Origin of the sequence: Aggregatibacter segnis ATCC 33393 (genome assembly GCF_900476035.1) — a bacterium.
In the GTDB taxonomy this organism is placed as follows: domain Bacteria; phylum Pseudomonadota; class Gammaproteobacteria; order Enterobacterales; family Pasteurellaceae; genus Aggregatibacter; species Aggregatibacter segnis.
Genome location: NZ_LS483443.1, coordinates 352,819 through 371,379, shown reverse-complemented (window position 1 = coordinate 371,379; position 18,561 = coordinate 352,819). Strand labels below are relative to the sequence as shown.

Genomic DNA, 18,561 nt, shown 5'->3' with positions numbered 1-18,561 from the left:
TGTTTTTTAGTTAATAATGCGGTGGCGGGGTTTCTTCCGCTTGGCTGGCGATATTGGAAGGCTGCATGTCTTTCATTTTGTTCACCACATAACGGAGCTGGAGTTGCATTTTGTCTAAAATAAATTGCTGCTCGATTAACGCTTGATTCAATTCTTCAATCACCGTTTCCTGAAAGGTGACTTTCATTTCCAGCTCGGCAATTCGCTGTTCTAAATGTTGTTGTATCGACATAATAATTTCCTAAATAAATGTTGTGAATTTGTTGAATCCGTTTTACCCTATCCTGCGCATCTGTCACTTATTATAAAGGATTGAACACAATGTTAAAAATTCAAAAAGTCTCCGCTTTAGCGCTCATGTTAAGTGCGGTCATTTCCGGCAACGTTTTAGCAGCAGAGCAAAACGATGCTAAATTCAAAGAAGAATCTTCTTATGCCGTTGGTGTGTTATTTGGTACTGATTTACAAGGCCTTATCAATGCCCAAAAAGGCGTTATCGACTATGACAACGCAAAAGTGGTGGCCGGGATTGCCGATGTATTAAACGGCAAAGTTAAGTTGGAAGACAACAAAGACATCGCGACTGCTTTGCAAGGCATTGATGCTAAATTAAAAGCAGAGAGTGAAAAACGTGCCGCTGCCGTGGCACAGAAAGCCGAAGAGGAAGGCAATAAATTTGCCGCGGAATTTGCTAAAAAAGATGGCGTGAAGAAAACGGCTTCCGGTTTGTTATATCGTGTCGAAAAAGCCGGCTCCGGTAATGCGATCAACGCGACAGATGTCGTAAAAGTACACTATACCGGCAAATTACCTGACGGAACGGTGTTTGATAGCTCCGTACAACGCGGTACCCCAGCAGAATTCCCGTTAAATCAAGTAATTAAAGGTTGGACTGAAGGTCTGCAATTAGTGAAAAAAGGTGGCAAAATCGAATTGGTGTTACCACCGGATTTGGCTTATGGCAAAGACGGTGCCGGTGCGAGCATTCCGCCAAACTCAACACTTTATTTTGACGTCGAAGTCTTAGATGTGATTCCTGCGAAAAAATAACGAAAAAAACGACCGCACTTTTCGGTGTTGAACTGATAAGTGCGGTCATTTGTTTGAATAAATACCAACACGCTCTTTCATGCTCACAGATAAACGCCCTTTTACCGACGAAGATCGCACAATTTTAAATTCCTATATTGCCGTGGTTGACGGTGTCAGTGCGCTCATCGGGCAACATTGTGAAATCGTTCTACATTCTTTTGAGGATTTAGAACACTCCGCCATTTACATCGCTAACGGACATAACACCAACCGCCAAGTGGGCTCGCCTATGACGGATCTTGCGTTGCGTTCATTGCACAATATGAAATCGGAAAGCGTCAGCAAACCGTATTTTACCCGCGCCAAGAAAAGCAGTGGCTTGATGAAGTCAGTGACTATCGCGATTCGTAACAGCGCAAAACGTATCATTGGCCTGCTTTGCATCAACATTAATTTAGATGTCCCTATGTCGCAATTCCTACAAAACTTTATTCCGGCATCGGATCACAGTGAAACCTCTGCGGTGAACTTTGCCAGTTCGGTGGAGGAATTGGTGGTTCAAACCGTGGAAAAAACCATTGAGGAAGTGACTTCCGACCGTATGGTGGCAAATAATAATAAAAACCGCCAAATCGTGATTTCGTTGTATGAGAAAGGGATTTTCGACATTAAAGATGCGATCAATTTGGTGGCGGAACGCCTCAATATTTCCCGCCATACCGTGTATTTATACATTCGCCAAATTAAACAGGATCAGGACGAGTAATCATGGATTATGTATTGGTGGTTAAACAATCGGTTTATGGGAGCCAAGGCGCTTTTCTTGCGTATCAGTTAGCACAAGAGTTGGTTCACAAACATCACATCCGCCAAATCTTTTTCTATCAAGACGGTGTTAGCAATGGCAACGCCTTGGTGTATCCCGCCAATGATGAATTTCATTTAGTCAAAGCATGGCAAGCCTTTTCTCGCCAATTTAATGTGCCGTTGCATTTATGTGTTGCCGCAGCGCAACGCCGTGGCGTGGTGGACAGCGAGTCGGCGGCGGATAAAAGTGCGGTCAGTTTGGCGGACGTTTTTCAACTTGCCGGCTTAGGTGAATTTAGCCAAGCCTTGCTTCAAGCTGATCGAGTGATAACCGTATGAGTAAACTTGCCTTTATTTTTCGTCATGCCCCTTACGGCACGGCCAATACACGGGAAGGATTAGATGCGCTGCTTGCCGCGACGGCATTTTGTGCCGAAGAAGACATTGCGGTGTTTTTCCTAGATGACGGTGTGTTGAACTTGCAAAAACAGCAACAAGCGGAAGTCGTCTTGCAAAAAGACACGGCAAGTGCGTTGAAATTATTGGATTTATACGATATTGAACAGCGCTATGTGTGTGCCGATTCACTGCAACAATTTCAGCTGACATCGTCGGATTTCGTCTTGGATTGTGATGTACTACCGCGTCAACAGTTGTTACAAATCCTGCAACAAAGTGAAAAAATTTTGACTTTTTGATTATGCTTTATACTTTTTCTCAAGCCCATTATTCACAAACAGAACTGGAACATTATTTGCTGAATGCCACGGCGCAGGATGCGGTGGTGTTATGGCAAGATGGCGTGTTATTGGCGTTAAAACAGGCGGATGTGTTGGCGCGTTGTCATGCCTCCTGTTTTGCCTTAGAGAACGATATTTTGGCGAGAAATTTAACCGCACTTCTGCCAAATGATGCAAAAGTGCGGTCTATTTCGTTAGCAGATTTTGTTGCGCTCAGCGAACAGTATTTCCCACAAATTGCCCTATAAAAAGAACAGGCTAAATTTCATATTCCACGCAAACGGGAATTTTTGCCTGCAGCAAGAATTGCTTAGTGCGTTCATGTTGTGGATTTTCAAAAAATTCGCGAGCGCTGTTTTGTTCCACCACATTCCCGTCAGCCATCAAAATCACACGATCTGCCACATCACGGGCGAATTGCATTTCATGGGTCACGATAATCATCGTCCAGCCTTCTTGTGCCAGTAACTTTAACGTTTGTAGCACTTCGCCCACTAATTCCGGATCCAACGCCGAGGTGGGTTCATCTAGCAAAATAATATCCGGTTGAACCGCTAACGCACGGGCAATGCCCACCCGTTGTTGCTGACCACCGGAAAGTTGCGATGGATATAAGTGCATTTTGTCTTTTAAGCCCACTTTGGTGAGCAATTCCACGGCACGTTGTTCTGCTTCTACTTTGCTTTTCTTTTGCACTACGACCATCCCTTCCATCACATTTTCAAGTGCGGTGCGATGAGGGAACAAATTGTATTGCTGAAACACCATGGAAGAGCGACGACGTAATTTGAGTTCGTCCGCTTTGCTGATTTTCTTAGCAAAATCTAAGAAAAGGCTGCCATCGGTAAAATGCAACGTGCCTTGTTCAGCGCGTTCCAATAGGTTTAAACAGCGCAAAAAGGTGGTTTTACCCGAGCCGGAAGGACCGAGAATCGCCACGACTTCGCCTTTTTCAATGTGAAAATCGATCCCTTTGAGCACCGAATTGCCATTAAATGTTTTATGAATATTGTTCACTTCTAACATGTGATTTCCTTAGGCCTTGAGATGACGGGATAGGCGTTGTTCCAAGCGATCTTGCGCAAAGGATAAAATCAAACAAATGCACCAGTAAATCAGTGCGGCTTCGCTATAAATCATAATAAATTCATAGTTTTCTGCAGTGATGTTTTGTGCCACGCGAAACATTTCCGTCACTAATACTAACGATGCCAAAGACGTATCTTTTACGTTGCTGATAAAGGTGTTTGCCAATGGCGGCACCGATACGCGCAAGGCTTGCGTCATGATGGTGCGAGTGAAAGTTTGATAATAATTCATGCCGATGGAATAGGAGGCTTCCCACTGCCCTTTCGGAATAGATAAAATCGCTGCGCGAATGGTTTCTGAGGCGTAAGCGCCGATGTTAATGGAAAAGGCGATAATCGCTGTTGGAAACGGATCGAGCTTAATGCCTACTTCCGGCAGACCATAGAAAATAATGAAAATCTGCACCAACATCGGTGTGCCGCGAATGGTGGAAACATAAATGCGGCAAAGTATTTGCAATAAACGCATGCCAAGATTTGGCTTTTCCACAATGCGAATCAACGCCACAATTAATGCAATAGCCACCCCGGCAAAGAAAGAAATCACCGCCAACGGAATGGTTTTATCAATGGCGGCTTCCAACATAGGCCAAAAAGAGCTGATGACTTCATCAGCTCTTTCTGCATTCATAAAGGGAAGTGACGCGAGAAAATTATTGAGTAATGTCATCACCGAACCATTTGATTGAAATTTGTTTCAAGGTGCCGTCTTTTCTTAATTCTTCCAATGCTTGGTTAATTTTTTCGATCAACGGTTCTTCTCCTTTTAACACGGCGAAGCCGGAAGGCACTTTTTCATCACGTTTTACGGCAATTTTCAAACCGGCATTCGGTTGTTTTTTGAAGTAATCCAAAACTGCCAAGTGATCGTTCACTGTCGTTTCGGCGCGATCTTGGGTGATCAATTTCAACGCTTGAGCCAAACCGTCCACCACGATTAATTCTGCACCATTGGCTTTGGCGATTTTGCCGTAGTTACTGGTTAAGGATTGTGCTGCTTTTTTGCCTTTTAAATCTTCAAAGGTTTTAATGCTATTGTCGTCTTCTTTGGTCACGATAACGGCAGTGGAATAGTTATACGGCGCAGTGTAAAGGTATTTTTTCAAACGTTCCGGGCTTGGGTTGGTTTGGTTGGCGATTAAGTCGAAACGTTTGGCGTTCAAGCCTGCGTACATAGAATCCCATTGGGTTTCGTTAAATTGAATGGTTAACCCTAAACGTTGTGCTACGGCTTCAATGACTTCTACGTCAAAACCGGTTAATTTGCCGCTGTCATCGTGGAAGGTGAAGGGCGCATAAGTGCCTTCTGTGCCCACTAATAAGGTTTTGGTTTTTTCTACACGGTCAGAAATTTCACCCGCTATGGTCTGAGTGGCGACACCCAATGCCAAACCGGATAACAGTAATACGTTTGCAAAAATAGATTTTTTCATGAGTCATTCCTCTCTTGAGAATTTGCTTAATAAGACCAAAAGTGCGGTGAATTATTACAGTAAATTTACACCCAATAAAATAATCATTTTCTCTATCGTATAACCAAAAGAAATAAAATGATGTCACCAAATTAACGGTATTTATCCAAGAAACGGTAATAGTTCACGCCGATTTTTAATGCGAGGTTCTTCACTAATTTGCCGCCGAATACTGAAGGCACTTTTAATTTACTGAAGATAGCCAAGCGTTCATCGTTGCCTAAAATGGCTTCTGCGACAACGCGTCCCGCCAAACCAGTGAGCGCCACGCCGTGGCCGGAATAGCCGTGGGCGAAATAAATATGTGGCGAAATGCGTCCGAAATGTGGATTGGAATTGATGGTCATGTCGATAGGGCCGCCCCAACCGTAATCAATTTTAACGTTTTCCAACTGTGGGAAAACGTGCAACATATTGTGGCGCATAACCTCAATCATGTTTTTCTCCGAGCTGGAATCGCTCCCGAATAATAAACGGTTATCGGCGCTTAAACGGTAATAATCCAGCAAATAATTGCTGTCGCACACAGACATGCCGTTATTGATCACGGAATCGGCGGTGGCTTGATCAAGCGGTTCGGTGGCGATGATAAAACTTTCTACCGGTAGAATTTTGCGGGCAATGCCACGGTGAATACTTTTTGGTAGCACATCAATGTAGGCGTTAGTCGCCAACACTACATCTTTGGCAACAACCACGCTTTTATCCGTTATGACTTCAATGTCTGTCGCCTTTTCACGCAAATCTACCACAGGCGATTGCTCATAAATACGCACGCCCAAATCCAAGCACGCTTTTGCCAAACCTAAGCAATAATTAAGCGGATGCAAATGGCCGGAATTGCTATCATACAACGCACCACAATAAATTTTGCTGCCGAGATGTTGTTCCAATTTTGCTTTGTCCCAAAGCTGCATATTTTGATAGCCAAAAATCTCGTGGCTGGCTTTTTCAGCCGCGATTAAATCTTCCATGCGACGCTCGTTGAGCGCCAACGTGGCATAGCCTTTCTTCCAATCGCACTGAATATCGTATTTCGCAATGCGTTCATCAATAATATCAATGGCTTCTAAGGACATTTGCCATAACTTACGGGCAGTTTCCAAGCCTACTTGTTCGATATATTCATCGATGCCGTCTTCAAAACCGTTAATGGCCTGACCGCCACTACGCCCTGATGCGCCAAAGCCTACCCGTGCGCCTTCCAGTACGATCACGCTTTTGCCCTGTTCGGCAAGTTCTAATGCCGTGGATAAACCGAAAAAGCCTGCACCGACAATGCACACGTCAGCCGATTCTTTTTGATTTAACGGCGGTAACTCGAAATGTTGGTTACGGGTGACGGAATAATAGGATTCAATATGTTCTTGATGTGAAAACGCTAGCATAAATAAACGCCTGTAATGAAAAGTGGGTGCATATTACTACGCAAGGGGGAGAAGTCAATATTTGAACAAACACACGAAAAAGTGCGGTTATTTTTCTACCTGAATTTTATATGGCGTAAATCTCGCCTTTGCCGGCATGCGTTCTTGAATGCGTGCGCGGTTGAGCGCGAGGGCTGCTTCTGTGGGTTTGTAATCGAGCCATAAAGTGGGATCTTGCGGCAACTCTTCATTCCAAATGTATTGCACGTTAAAGCCGCGTGCTTTGCATTCGGCATGCAGAAGATCGTAGCGTTTTTTCAAAAAAGCCATTTTGTTGAAGAAGAAACGAACGTGGCCTTCGCCTAGTTTGTACTCTGCCGGTTGTCCTTTTAAATGATATTTGCCTTTGGCGACGGCATTGGGAATGCGGGTGAGCTCGCGGTGTTCGGCGAGTAAATGTTGATCGCACAATTCGGCAGGTGGCACCAGGTTGATTCTAGTCATGTTTTCTCTATAACGTTAAAAACGATGCGTCATACTAGAAGAAATCAGTGATATCGTCCAATGACTTTTTAGGCGGAATCCATCAAGTATAAAGTGCGGTCAAAAATTGATGTGTTTTTTGACCGCACTTCGCGTTTTGTTTATTGCAACGCTTTCAATGCTTTGCGATATTCTTTTGATTGTTGCAATAAAATTTTAGCGGCTTCGCGCAGTTTATCCACGTCAGATTCCGGCAAATAGAAAGAGGTGCCGATGTTGAGTACATCGTTTTTCAGCTGCCCTTCCGGTAGATTTTTCAAACTCAAATTCACAAAATAAATTTTAATTTTTACGTCTTTTTTACGTTTAGCGTAAGCGTTCCATTGTTCGGCAAATTTTTGTGAGTATTTCACCGTAGATTCCGTGGTTTTATCAATCGGTACATTAATGACCGTGTTCACCACTTCTCTGATGCCCGGTACGTCGGCAGACTTATCAATGTGGCTGGTGCGCTCGTTTTGTGCGTTGACGTTGACCACCACAATGTTGCGTAAATTGTAGTGTTTTAGCTCAGCATATAATTTGCGCATGCTGAGTAAATTCGACACATCCAATAAACTGGCTAGGCCAAGATTGTCTGTTAAGCCACCGTCAACCAGATGTAAATATGGTCTTTCTGCACTGTTTTGGTAACGCGCAACACGTTTTTTCATGGCTTCAAAATTGCTCAACAACAGACGATTTTTCGGTAGTGTCAGCATCAGCAAGTCTTTCTTACTTTCCGCATGGCAGGTGCCACCGTGATTGTTTTGTGTGATTGGTGAGAAAATTAACGGCACGGCACTGGAGGCGGCCACTGCTCGGGCGATTTCAACATCATTGAGATCCACGCAAAGCCAATCGAAGAAATCTTGTGTAAAGGAAATTTTTTGTTCTGCGGTCATGTCGGTGGCGTTAATGACGGCAAAGGGCCCTTTACGTTGTTCAAGGTCGGCAAATTTTTTCCCACCGTACAACGCAAGATTCAGCTGCTCTTGCAACAAATCGCTACGCCCGAATTGTGGGGAGGTAAGACGAGGTACGTTGCTCATGGAAAAGACTTCATTAATGACTTTCTTCTGGAAATTCTTTTTCAAAAAGGACTCATTAAATTTCGGAATAATGTCTTGTCCTTCTAACGCAAAATATGCGGCAAGCACAGAGCCGCCTGAGACACCATACACCACGTCAATATTTTGTAATAACGTATCGCCTTTTTCCGTTGGTCGTACGCTGGCGTGTTGGAATTGTTCTAACACACCATAACCCAAAGAAGCTGCCCGTGAGCCACCACCAGAAAAGGCGACAATCACCAAATTTTCTTTTTGTAATGCCTGTTGCATGGCACTTTCTAAGCGATAGCCTTTTTCCGGCTCAATTTGCTCGATAGTTTTGGTGGGGTGATAAATAATGGAATGGCATGCGGTAAGTAAAGCAAGGCTGCCAGCAAGTAAGGTACATTTGAAAGAAATGTGAAGGTGTTTCATAACAATATCCCTTTGCTGTGATTGGATAATTTTTATTCTACAACGCTTATAAGCAAGGGGAAAGGGAGGTTGATCACACATCATGGATTTTGACCGTTGGTTACGTCATTGAGTCAGCCTAAGTGCGGTAAGAATTTGTAACGTTTTACATAAAAACAACCTGAAAACTCACCGCACTTTATGCGGTAAAAATTCATTGTGTTTGCCCGAAAGCACGGGACAAGTATTTAAAATCTGCTATACTGCCAGCCGAGTTTTTACTCAGTTCCTTTATGAAAATTAACCACTCGCTATTGTTAGCTTTGGAGGACAATAAATTGAAAAATTTGTTTGCAAAAACGCTTAAAACCCTCGGCTTGACGCTGACTCTCCTTTCCACCACCGCCTTTGCGCAAGAAAAACTGTACGTTTATAACTGGACCGATTACGTCCCTTCCAACCTCGTTGCCGAATTTACCAAAGAAACCGGTATTGAAGTGATTTATTCCACGTTTGAAAGCAACGAAGAAATGTATGCCAAACTCAAACTGATTTCTGATAACGCTGGCTATGACTTGGTATTCCCGTCCAGCTATTATGTGAACAAAATGGCGAAAGATGGCATGTTGCAAAAGCTTGATCACAGTAAGTTAAGCAATTTCAAACAAATTCCCGACAATTTATTGCATAAAGACTTCGATCCGAACAACGAGTATTCCTTGCCGTATGTTTACGGCTTGACCGGGTTGGCGGTGAATTCCGAAGATATTGATCCAAGCAAAATCACCAGCTGGGCCGATTTATGGAATCCGGAATATAAAGGCAAAGTATTGCTGACCAGTGACTCACGCGAAGTATTTCATGTTGCGTTATTGTTAGATGGTAAATCGCCGAATACCACCAATGAAGAAGAGATTAAAGCGGCTTATGAGCGCTTGGTGAAACTGCTGCCGAATGTGGCGGTGTTTAACTCCGACTCACCGGAAGTGCCTTATGTGCAAGGCGAGGTGTCATTAGGCATGATTTGGAACGGTTCCGGCTATTTGGCGCATAAAGAAAACGATAAAATTGCTTTTGTATATCCGAAAGAAGGCGCGATTTTCTGGATGGATAACTACGCGATTCCAAAAAGCGCAAAAAATGTGGAAAATGCCTATAAATTCATCGATTTCCTATTACGTCCTGAAAATGCCAAAGTGGTGTTGGAACGATTGGGTTATTCCATGCCAAATAATGGGGTGAAAGCCTTGTTGGAACCGGCCATGGCGGAAAATCCAACTTTATTCCCACCGGCTGAAGAAGTGGAAAAAGGCATTATCCAAAGCGATGTAGGCTCCGCGGTGGATATTTATGAAAAATATTGGAATCAATTAAAAACCAATTAATTTCTATTCTGCCAATAAATACATGAAAAACGACCCGCACTTTATATGTAAGTGCGGGTCGTTTTTTATTTAAGCCATCAAATGATAAAAATCCACCGAATTAACATTTATTTTATAAGATGAAACCTATTGATTTCATTACGTAAGAACACGTCTTAAAAGTTGCTTTCTGGGCTAAGTGGGGGTATATTCCTAGTACTTTTTGGCTATGCGCAAAGATAGCTATCTTAACGATTCAACTCGTTTTTCCACCCTCCAAATAAAGGAATACATTATGACTAACCAGTTAGATTCTCTTCGCGAACTTACCGTTGTTGTTGCCGATACCGGTGACATTGATGCCATTCGTCAATATAAACCTGAAGATGCCACGACGAATCCATCTTTGATTCTGAGTGCAGCGGCGCTACCACAATATGCGGCGTTGATTGATGAAGCAATTGCTTATGGTAAACAACAAAGTCAGGACAAAGCACAGCAACTTGTTGATGCGGAAGATAAATTGGCGGTCAACATTGGTTTGGAAATCTTAAAATTAGTGCCGGGCCGTGTTTCTACGGAAGTGGATGCGCGTCTTTCTTATGACACCGAGGCGACCGTTGCAAAAGCAAGAAAATTGATTGCGTTGTATGAAGCGGCAGGCATTAATAAAAATCGTATTTTGATTAAAATCGCCTCTACATGGCAAGGTATCCGTGCTGCGGAAATCTTAGAGAAAGAAGGCATCAACTGTAACCTCACCTTATTATTCTCCGAAGCGCAAGCACGCGCTTGTGCAGAAGCCGGTGTTTATTTGATCTCGCCATTTGTAGGCCGTATTTTAGACTGGTATAAAGCTAACACCGATAAAAAAGAATATGCGCCGGCAGAAGATCCGGGCGTGATTTCTGTGACCAAAATTTACAATTACTACAAACAATATGGCTATAAAACCGTGGTGATGGGCGCCAGTTTCCGTAACGTGGGCGAAATCATTGAATTAGCCGGTTGCGACCGTTTAACCATTGCTCCGCCACTATTAAAAGCCCTACACGAAACACCAAATGCGGTAGTGAGAAAACTGGGTTTCCAAGGCGAAGTACAAGCTAAACCGCAACCATTAACCGAAGCTGAATTCTATTGGCAACATAACAGTGATGCCATGGCCGTGGAAAAACTGGCCGAGGGTATTCGTAAATTTGCCGTTGACCAAGGCAAATTAGAAGAGATGTTACTGTCTAAATGGTAATGGTTTATTAGTTATGTATTAAGCAAAAGTGCGGTAGACATTTTCCGTGTTTAAAAACGCTGAAAAATCTGACCGCATTTTTTTATGAGCACACCCTATTTTGTCAATTTATCTCAATCAGGAGGCACAATGTCAACTCGTCAACAACTCGCCAATGCCATTCGCTTTTTAAGTATGGATGCGGTGCAAAAAGCCAAATCCGGTCACCCGGGTGCACCGATGGGCATGGCAGATATCGCAGAAGTATTATGGCGTGATTTTTTACATCACAACCCAACCAACCCACAATGGGCTAACCGCGACCGTTTCGTGTTATCTAACGGCCACGGTTCTATGCTGATTTACAGCTTGTTACATTTAAGCGGTTACGATGTATCTATTGAAGATTTAAAACAATTCCGTCAATTACATTCCAAAACTCCGGGACACCCTGAATTTGGTTACACACCGGGCGTTGAAACCACTACAGGCCCACTAGGTCAAGGCATCACCAACGCAGTCGGTATGGCGATTGCAGAGAAAACGTTAGCGGGTCAATTTAACCGTGACGGCCATAACATCGTGGATCACCACACCTATGTTTTCTTGGGCGATGGCTGTTTAATGGAAGGGATTTCCCACGAGGCTTGTTCTTTAGCAGGTACCTTGGGCTTAGGTAAATTAATTGCCTTCTACGATGACAATAACATTTCTATTGATGGTCATGTTGACGGTTGGTTTACCGATGACACACAAAAACGCTTTGAAGCTTACGGCTGGCAAGTGGTTCCGGCAATCGACGGTCACAACCCGGCACAAATCATTGAGGCGATTAAACAAGCGCAAGCGGAAACCAATAAACCGACCTTAATTATTTGTAAAACCATTATCGGTTTCGGTTCTCCGAATAAATCCAACTCTCACGATTGCCACGGTGCACCATTAGGTGATGAAGAAATCGCATTAACCCGTAAAGCACTAAACTGGGATTACGCACCGTTTGAGATCCCAGCTGATATTTATGCACAATGGGATGCAAAAGCGAAAGGCGCAGAGCTAGAAAAAGCATGGCATGAAAAATTTGCTGCTTATGCGAAAGCCTATCCGGAATTAGCCGCTGAATTTACCCGTCGCATGGAGAAAAACCTTCCGGCAGATTGGGCAAAAGAATCTCAAGCGTTCATTGACCATTTACAAGCGAACCCGGCAAGCATTGCAAGCCGTAAAGCATCACAAAATGCTATCGAAGCTTATGCAAAAGTGTTACCGGAATTACTTGGTGGTTCTGCCGATTTGGCAAGCTCCAACTTGACCCTTTGGTCCGGCTCTAAACCAATTCGTGCGACTCAAAACGTGGATGGTAACTACCTCAACTATGGCGTACGCGAGTTCGGTATGGCGGCAATCATGAACGGTATCGCGCTTCATGGCGGTTTCATTCCTTATGGCGCAACGTTCCTCATGTTCATGGAATACGCTCACAACGCGATTCGCATGGCAGCCTTAATGAAACAACGCAGCTTGTTCGTGTTCACCCATGATTCCATCGGTTTAGGCGAAGATGGTCCAACCCATCAACCGGTTGAACAAACCTCCGCATTGCGTTTAATCCCGAACTTGAACACATGGCGCCCTTGCGACCAAGTAGAATCTGCCATTGCTTGGAAAGCGGCGATTGAAAGAACCGATGGCCCAAGCGCATTAATTTTCACCCGTCAAAACTTGGCACAAATGGACCGCACTTCTGAGCAATTAGCTAACGTAGCGCGCGGTGCTTATGTATTAAAAGACTGCGCCGGCACGCCGGATCTGATTTTCATTGCGACCGGTTCTGAAGTGGAATTGGCAGTGAAAGCCGCAGAACAATTAACCGCAGAAGGCAAAAAAATCCGTGTGGTTTCTATGCCAAGTACGAACGTGTTCGACAAACAGGACGAGGCTTATCGCGAAGCCGTATTGCCAAGCGCGGTGACTAAACGTGTTGCTGTTGAAGCAGGCATTGCCGATTTCTGGTACAAATACGTTGGCTTCAATGGTCGTATCGTTGGTATGAACAGCTTCGGTGAATCCGCACCGGCAGACCAATTGTTCAAACTCTTTGGTTTCACGGTGGATAACGTGGTCGCTAAAGCGAAAGAAATTCTTTAATTTCAGACCGCACTTTAAATAAAAAACCACCTCTGTATGAGGTGGTTTTTTCTTATAATTCAAATCAATGAAATGAATGACCAGTCGTTTCTTTCAGAATTTTTATCCTAGTTGGATTTTATTCTTTTAAAAGAATGATTAAGACTTTTTCTTGATAGGTAATATGAGGCGAAAGGAATAAAAGAGAGGTGGTATGATAAAACGTTGTGCTTGGTCGGAGGAGTTGCCAATTTATCGAGATTATCACGATAACGAATGGGGCAAACCACAATTTGATGAGCAGAAATTATTTGAAAAACTCTGTTTGGAAGGGCAGCAAGCGGGGTTGTCTTGGATTACGCTTTTGAAAAAGCGAGAAAATTACCGAAACGCTTTTTTTCAATTTGATCCGGAAAAAGTTGCCCAAATGACGGCTGGAGACATTGATCAATGTATGCAAAATCCGGGATTGATTCGTTACCGAGCAAAGCTAGAAGCCATTGTTAAAAATGCGCAGGCATTTCTTGCCATGAAAAAGTGCGGTGAGAATTTCAGTGATTTTATTTGGTCTTTTGTGAATCATCAGCCGCAAATGAATGATGTCCCCGAGCTTTCGGTGGTCCCGGCGCAAACGCCGACGTCTATTGAAATGTCAAAAGCGTTAAAAAAACGTGGTTTTGTGTTTGTCGGTCCAACCACCTGTTATGCCTTTATGCAATCCATGGGATTGGTGAATGATCACTGGAATCAATGCCACTGTAAATCGCCGGATTAAACAGTGCGATCCCCCTTATTTTCCCGTATAATCACGCCATTATTTGGCTAGAAAATGGTTGTCCAATGAAGAAAAATGCTTATACCTTAATTTCACTGTCAATTTTGACCGCACTTTATAGCGCAACAAGTGCCGCCGATTTAGCAAAACAATGTTTATCCGGCGTACCGCACTTTAGTGGTGAGGTGGTGTCCGAAAATCCAAATGATTTGCCGATTTACATCGAGGCGGACAGTGCGGAAATCAACCAATCTAACGGTGGTGTTTATAAAGGCAACGTAGATATCAAGCAAGGCGTTCGCCATTTGCAATCTGCGGAAGTGGAGATTCAACAGACAGGTGAAGGCGATAACATACAACGTTATGCGTTTGCGCGTGGTGGTTTTGATTACCGGGACAACCAAATTAATCTTTTGGGTGATGATGCGAAAGTGCATTTAAACAACAAAGATACGGATATTCAAAATGCCAATTATCAATTAGTGGATCGTCAAGGCCGTGGCGCCGCAGAAAGTGTGGAATTGCGTGATGACTATCGTGTGATGAAAAATGCCACCTTTACCTCTTGTTTGCCGGACGATAATGCTTGGTCTATTTACGCCAATGAAATGCGCCAACATGTCAAAGAAGAATATGCGGAAATGTGGCATGCCCGTTTACGTGTACATGGCGTGCCGGTATTTTATACACCGTATTTACAGTTACCAATTGGCGATCGCCGTCGTTCCGGTTTACTTGTGCCGGTTGTGGGACATTCTAGCCGTGACGGTTATTTCTATGCCCAGCCGGTGTATTGGAATATTGCGCCGAATTTTGATGCCACGATTGCGCCAAAATATATGTCTCGCCGTGGTTGGCAAGTTAACGGTGAGTTTCGTTACCTTAGTGCCTTGGGTGAAGGGCAAATTGCTGGTGAATATTTGAATGATGACCGCTTAAGTGATTATGTCAGCGATAACCGTAAACGTCATTTATTCCATTGGAAACACAATGCGGCGTTTGCACAGGATTGGCGCTTAGATATTGATTACACCAAAGTGAGTGACAAACGTTATTTTACTGATATTGATTCCAACTATGGTAGCAGCACCGATGGCTATACGAATCAAATCGCGCGTTTAGCCTATTATCAACCGAACTACAATATCGCCCTTTCCGCCAAACAATTCCAAATTTTTGATGAAGTAGATGTTGGGCCTTATCGTGCGTTACCGCAAATTGATTTCAATTATTACCAAAATGGTTTGCTTGACGATAAGCTCGATTTTAAACTCTTTTCTCAAGCGGTGCACTTTGATAATGACAGTGCAAGCATGCCAAAAGCGTGGCGTTTCCACCTTGAGCCAAGTTTAAATAGTACGTTGTCGAATCGTTATGGTAGCGCAAATTTTGAAACTAAATTATATGCAACCCATTACCAACAAAAGCGGGGTAATGCAGCGGACGCCGAGGATGTTGAACATCACGTTACTCGCGTGATCCCACAAATTAAAGCGGATTTCCAAACCGTATTGGCTAGCAATAAGAGTTTCTTAGACGGCTACACACAGACCCTTGAGCCGCGTGTGCAATATTTGTATCGCCCTTATAAAAACCAAAGCAATATCGGCTCCAAACGAAATTCAGAGTACCTTGGCTTTGGATACGATTCTTCATTATTGCAACAAGACTATTTCTCTTTGTTCCGCGATCGCCGTTACAGCGGCTTAGACCGAATTGCTTCGGTCAACCAAGTGACGGTTGGCGGAACGATGCGCTTCTTTGATGAAAACAAAGAAGAGCGTTTTAATGTTGCCGCCGGACAAACCTATTATTTGGAATCTTCACGCATTGACGATGATCCACGTAATAAAACCTCCGGTTTATCTTCTTCCTGGGCGGTTGAGTCTAACTGGAAGATTGATGAACAATGGCACTGGCGTGCGAGTTTTCAATACGACCAACAGTTAAAACAAATTTCTTTAGCAAATACCGGCATCGAATTTAACCCAATGAACCATAATGTCATTCAGTTAAATTATCGTTATGTGAGTCAAGAATATATCGATCAAAACTTAACGTCTAATGCTCAAGGCTATAACCAAGACATTAATCAGTTAGGGATTCAATTCGGTTGGGAATTAACGGATAACTGGGCAATCGTTGGGCGTTATTACCAAGATCTTTCTTTGCAAAAACCGGTAGAACAATACCTTGGTCTGCAATATAACACGTGTTGCTGGAGTGTTGGTGTGGGAGCAAGACGTTATGTCACAAACCGTCAAAATCAAAGAAATGATGAGATTTTTTATGATAATGCCATCGGCGTGACCTTTGAATTACGTGGTTTCGGCAATGATCACCAAAGCGGTATCGAAAATATGATGAGACGCGGAAAATTGCCTTATCTACAAGCGTTCAGCTTATATTAACCGTATGAGATAAATGAAAAACGTGAGCCATAAGCTCACGTTTTTTATTTTTATATGGTATTAAAGTGCGGTCGTTTTTCTCTGCATTTTTACGCTACTAACGCGTCCTGTAATCGCCCTTTGTTCTGTGCTAAAACTGCTTCTGCCTGCGCTTTATCTAATCTGCTCAACAACATCATGATGGCTAATTTAGCGTTGCCATTGGTGGTGTGTAAGGTTTGTTCGGCGGTGGTTTGGTCACAATCAGTCGCTTGCATGACGATGCGAATGGCGCGTGCTTTGAGTTTTTGATTGGTGGCTTGCACATCCACCATCAGATTTTGATAGCACTTGCCGAGACGAATCATGGCAGCGGTAGTGAGCATGTTCAGCACCATTTTTTGCGCCGTGCCGGATTTTAAACGGCTGGAACCGGTGAGGGCTTCGGGACCGACTGCGGTGGTGATGGCAATGTCCGCGATTTCGCTCATGATAGCGTTCGGGTTGCTGACTAGAGAAACCGTGGTGGCGCCGAGTTGTTTGGCATACCGCAATCCGCCGATGACATAAGGCGTACGCCCACTGGCTGCAATCCCAACCAACACATCTTTGCGACTAAAATGAATATGACGTAAATCCTGTTCGCCTGCTTCACGATTGTCTTCCGCACCCTCTACCGCGTTACGCAATGCGGTTTCTCCACCGGCAATTAATCCAACCACCATGCTTGACGACACGCCAAACGTTGGCGGACATTCGGACGCATCCAGTACCCCAAGGCGACCGCTGGTGCCGGCGCCCATGTAAACCAAGCGTCCGCCAGACTGAAATGCCACCACGATGTGTTCTACCGCCTGTGCGATTTGTGGCAGATTTTTCTCCACGGCGAAAGCCACTTGTTTGTCTTCATTATTTAACAACGTGACAACCTCTAACGATGACAAAGCATCAATGTGCAAGGTGTTTGGATTGCGTTGTTCGCTTAACATCGTTTCAAGCGTTTTTAATAAATTGTGTTCACTCATGCCTGTTTCTCCGCAGGAAAAATTGCACCTAAACTGACCGCACGTTTGGCGCCGGTCACACTTGGCAAATTAGACGGTTGGTTGTGTATGCGGCGATAAGCCAGCCAAGCAAAGGCGGCAGCTTCCACGTAGTCTGCATCCAATCCTTCATCATTAGTCGGGCGGCATTGCCATTGTGGTAATAGCGATTGTAATCGCGCCATCAGTAAGCCATTTTTTGCACCACCGCCGCAGACCAATAAACGGCGGGGTAATGGCGTTTCAAGTTGATTTAATGCGAGTGCAATGCTTTGTGCGGTAAATTCCAATAAGGTCGCCTGTACATCTTGTGGCGGGATCTCACCTAAAAGTGCGGTGGTTTTTTCTAATGTTTTTTCAAGCCATACCAGATTGAACAATTCGCGCCCGGTGCTTTTCGGTGGTGGCTGTTGGAAATAAGGTTCTTTCAACATTTCCGTCAATAATTCTGCTCGCACGTTACCGCTACCTGCCCATTGCCCGTCAGCGTCATAAGATTTTCCGAGATGGCGTTCAATCCAACCATCCATCAGCGCATTGCCTGTGCCGGTGTCGTAGCCAATAATCGGTTGATGAGGAAACAGGACGGAAATATTGCTGATACCACCGATGTTCAGTACCACCGTTGCCCAATTCTCATCATAAAACCACGCTTGATGAAACGCAGGCACTAACGGGGCGCCTTGTCCACCAAATGCCATATCTTTACGACGAAAATCCCCAACCACATCAATGCCGGTGCGCGTAGCAAGCAGATTCATGTCACCTAATTGCATGGTGAACGGAAAATTGCCTTGCGGTGCATGCCAAACAGTTTGCCCGTGACAGCCAATAGCGCGAATTTGCTGCGGTTGCAGTTGATGGCTCGTGAGAAAATGGTTGACCGTATTAGCGTATAGCAAGGCTAAGCGCTGATCCAATTCGCCCAGTCGCTGCAATGTGCTGTTGCCTTGCGAAATTAATTGCAATAAATCTTGGCGCAAATCTGCCGGCATCGGCGTGAATTGTGATGCGATAAATTGCGTTTTTTCGCCAAATGCCATTAGCGCAATGTCCACGCCGTCCAAACTAGTGCCGGACATGATGCCGAGATAATATTCTTGTTGCATGGCGGCTTATCCTTAACTTAACTCGAAATGG

Annotated in this window: 19 protein-coding genes; 10 read left to right on the top strand and 9 right to left on the bottom strand. The window is 44.1% G+C overall.

Annotated features, from left to right (window positions below; genetic code table 11):
- Positions 1-10 precede the first annotated feature (10 nt).
- A complete protein-coding gene (locus tag DQN58_RS01845; protein ID WP_006719768.1) occupies positions 11-232 on the bottom strand; it encodes a SlyX family protein in 222 nt (73 codons plus the stop codon).
- An 89-nt stretch (positions 233-321) separates the two neighbouring features.
- Here DQN58_RS01845 and DQN58_RS01840 point away from each other — a divergent pair, with 89 nt between their 5' ends.
- The 5 genes from DQN58_RS01840 to DQN58_RS01820 all read left to right on the top strand — a co-directional run bounded on the left by DQN58_RS01840 (position 322) and on the right by DQN58_RS01820 (position 2,827).
- The gene (locus DQN58_RS01840; RefSeq protein ID WP_006719766.1) at positions 322-1,050 is read left to right on the top strand and encodes an FKBP-type peptidyl-prolyl cis-trans isomerase; all 729 of its coding nucleotides are present in this window, start codon (positions 322-324) and stop codon (positions 1,048-1,050) included.
- Between the two features lie 79 nt (positions 1,051-1,129).
- Positions 1,130-1,798, top strand: a complete 669-nt coding sequence (locus tag DQN58_RS01835; RefSeq protein ID WP_006719764.1) for a helix-turn-helix transcriptional regulator — start codon at positions 1,130-1,132, stop codon at positions 1,796-1,798.
- A 2-nt stretch (positions 1,799-1,800) separates the two neighbouring features.
- The gene (gene tusD, locus DQN58_RS01830; RefSeq protein ID WP_006719762.1) at positions 1,801-2,178 is read left to right on the top strand and encodes a sulfurtransferase complex subunit TusD; all 378 of its coding nucleotides are present in this window, start codon (positions 1,801-1,803) and stop codon (positions 2,176-2,178) included.
- Complete coding sequence (gene tusC / locus DQN58_RS01825; RefSeq protein WP_006719760.1) at positions 2,175-2,537, top strand: sulfurtransferase complex subunit TusC; 363 nt, start codon at positions 2,175-2,177, stop codon at positions 2,535-2,537. The genes tusD and tusC overlap by 4 nt, the downstream gene beginning before the upstream one ends.
- Positions 2,538-2,539: 2 nt before the next feature.
- Positions 2,540-2,827 carry a DsrH/TusB family sulfur relay protein gene (locus tag DQN58_RS01820; RefSeq protein WP_006719758.1) on the top strand — a complete coding sequence of 96 codons (288 nt, stop codon included), beginning with the start codon at positions 2,540-2,542 and terminating at the stop codon, positions 2,825-2,827.
- 10 nt (positions 2,828-2,837) lie between these two features.
- Here DQN58_RS01820 and DQN58_RS01815 read toward each other — a convergent pair whose 3' ends face one another.
- The 6 genes from DQN58_RS01815 to DQN58_RS01790 all read right to left on the bottom strand — a co-directional run bounded on the left by DQN58_RS01815 (position 2,838) and on the right by DQN58_RS01790 (position 8,515).
- Positions 2,838-3,605: an amino acid ABC transporter ATP-binding protein gene (locus DQN58_RS01815; protein WP_006719756.1), complete on the bottom strand. Its 768-nt coding sequence runs from the start codon at positions 3,603-3,605 to the stop codon at positions 2,838-2,840.
- 9 nt (positions 3,606-3,614) lie between these two features.
- On the bottom strand, positions 3,615-4,337 hold the full coding sequence (locus DQN58_RS01810) for an amino acid ABC transporter permease (RefSeq protein WP_006719754.1): 723 nt from the start codon (positions 4,335-4,337) through the stop codon (positions 3,615-3,617).
- Complete coding sequence (locus tag DQN58_RS01805; protein WP_006719752.1) at positions 4,321-5,100, bottom strand: amino acid ABC transporter substrate-binding protein; 780 nt, start codon at positions 5,098-5,100, stop codon at positions 4,321-4,323. Before DQN58_RS01805 ends, DQN58_RS01810 begins: the two co-directional genes overlap by 17 nt.
- A 131-nt stretch (positions 5,101-5,231) precedes the next feature.
- Complete coding sequence (locus DQN58_RS01800; protein ID WP_006719750.1) at positions 5,232-6,527, bottom strand: NAD(P)/FAD-dependent oxidoreductase; 1,296 nt, start codon at positions 6,525-6,527, stop codon at positions 5,232-5,234.
- Positions 6,528-6,614: 87 nt separating this feature from the next.
- Positions 6,615-7,010: a pyrimidine dimer DNA glycosylase/endonuclease V gene (locus DQN58_RS01795; RefSeq protein WP_006719747.1), complete on the bottom strand. Its 396-nt coding sequence runs from the start codon at positions 7,008-7,010 to the stop codon at positions 6,615-6,617.
- A gap of 140 nt (positions 7,011-7,150) precedes the next feature.
- Entirely contained in the window at positions 7,151-8,515 is a 1,365-nt protein-coding gene (locus DQN58_RS01790) for a patatin-like phospholipase family protein (RefSeq protein ID WP_032998031.1), read from the bottom strand.
- A gap of 317 nt (positions 8,516-8,832) precedes the next feature.
- Here DQN58_RS01790 and DQN58_RS01785 point away from each other — a divergent pair, with 317 nt between their 5' ends.
- The 5 genes from DQN58_RS01785 (at position 8,833) to lptD (ending at position 16,399) form a co-directional block, all read left to right on the top strand.
- Complete coding sequence (locus DQN58_RS01785; RefSeq protein ID WP_006719744.1) at positions 8,833-9,879, top strand: extracellular solute-binding protein; 1,047 nt, start codon at positions 8,833-8,835, stop codon at positions 9,877-9,879.
- Between the two features lie 274 nt (positions 9,880-10,153).
- Complete coding sequence (tal, locus tag DQN58_RS01780) at positions 10,154-11,107, top strand: transaldolase (protein WP_032998029.1); 954 nt, start codon at positions 10,154-10,156, stop codon at positions 11,105-11,107.
- Positions 11,108-11,236: 129 nt separating this feature from the next.
- Positions 11,237-13,234 carry a transketolase gene (tkt, locus tag DQN58_RS01775; protein ID WP_006719740.1) on the top strand — a complete coding sequence of 666 codons (1,998 nt, stop codon included), beginning with the start codon at positions 11,237-11,239 and terminating at the stop codon, positions 13,232-13,234.
- Between the two features lie 193 nt (positions 13,235-13,427).
- Positions 13,428-13,988 (top strand): DNA-3-methyladenine glycosylase I, encoded by a 561-nt coding sequence (locus tag DQN58_RS01770; protein WP_006719738.1) that lies wholly within the window; start codon positions 13,428-13,430, stop codon positions 13,986-13,988.
- A gap of 65 nt (positions 13,989-14,053) precedes the next feature.
- Positions 14,054-16,399 (top strand): LPS assembly protein LptD, encoded by a 2,346-nt coding sequence (lptD, locus tag DQN58_RS01765; protein WP_006719736.1) that lies wholly within the window; start codon positions 14,054-14,056, stop codon positions 16,397-16,399.
- An 89-nt stretch (positions 16,400-16,488) separates the two neighbouring features.
- On the opposite strand, the gene murQ is transcribed toward lptD, so the two are convergent.
- Both murQ and DQN58_RS01755 read right to left on the bottom strand, forming a co-directional pair.
- Entirely contained in the window at positions 16,489-17,403 is a 915-nt protein-coding gene (murQ, locus tag DQN58_RS01760; protein WP_006719734.1) for an N-acetylmuramic acid 6-phosphate etherase, read from the bottom strand.
- Positions 17,400-18,530: an anhydro-N-acetylmuramic acid kinase gene (locus tag DQN58_RS01755; protein ID WP_006719732.1), complete on the bottom strand. Its 1,131-nt coding sequence runs from the start codon at positions 18,528-18,530 to the stop codon at positions 17,400-17,402. The genes murQ and DQN58_RS01755 overlap by 4 nt, the downstream gene beginning before the upstream one ends.
- Between the last annotated feature and the right edge of the window lie 31 nt (positions 18,531-18,561).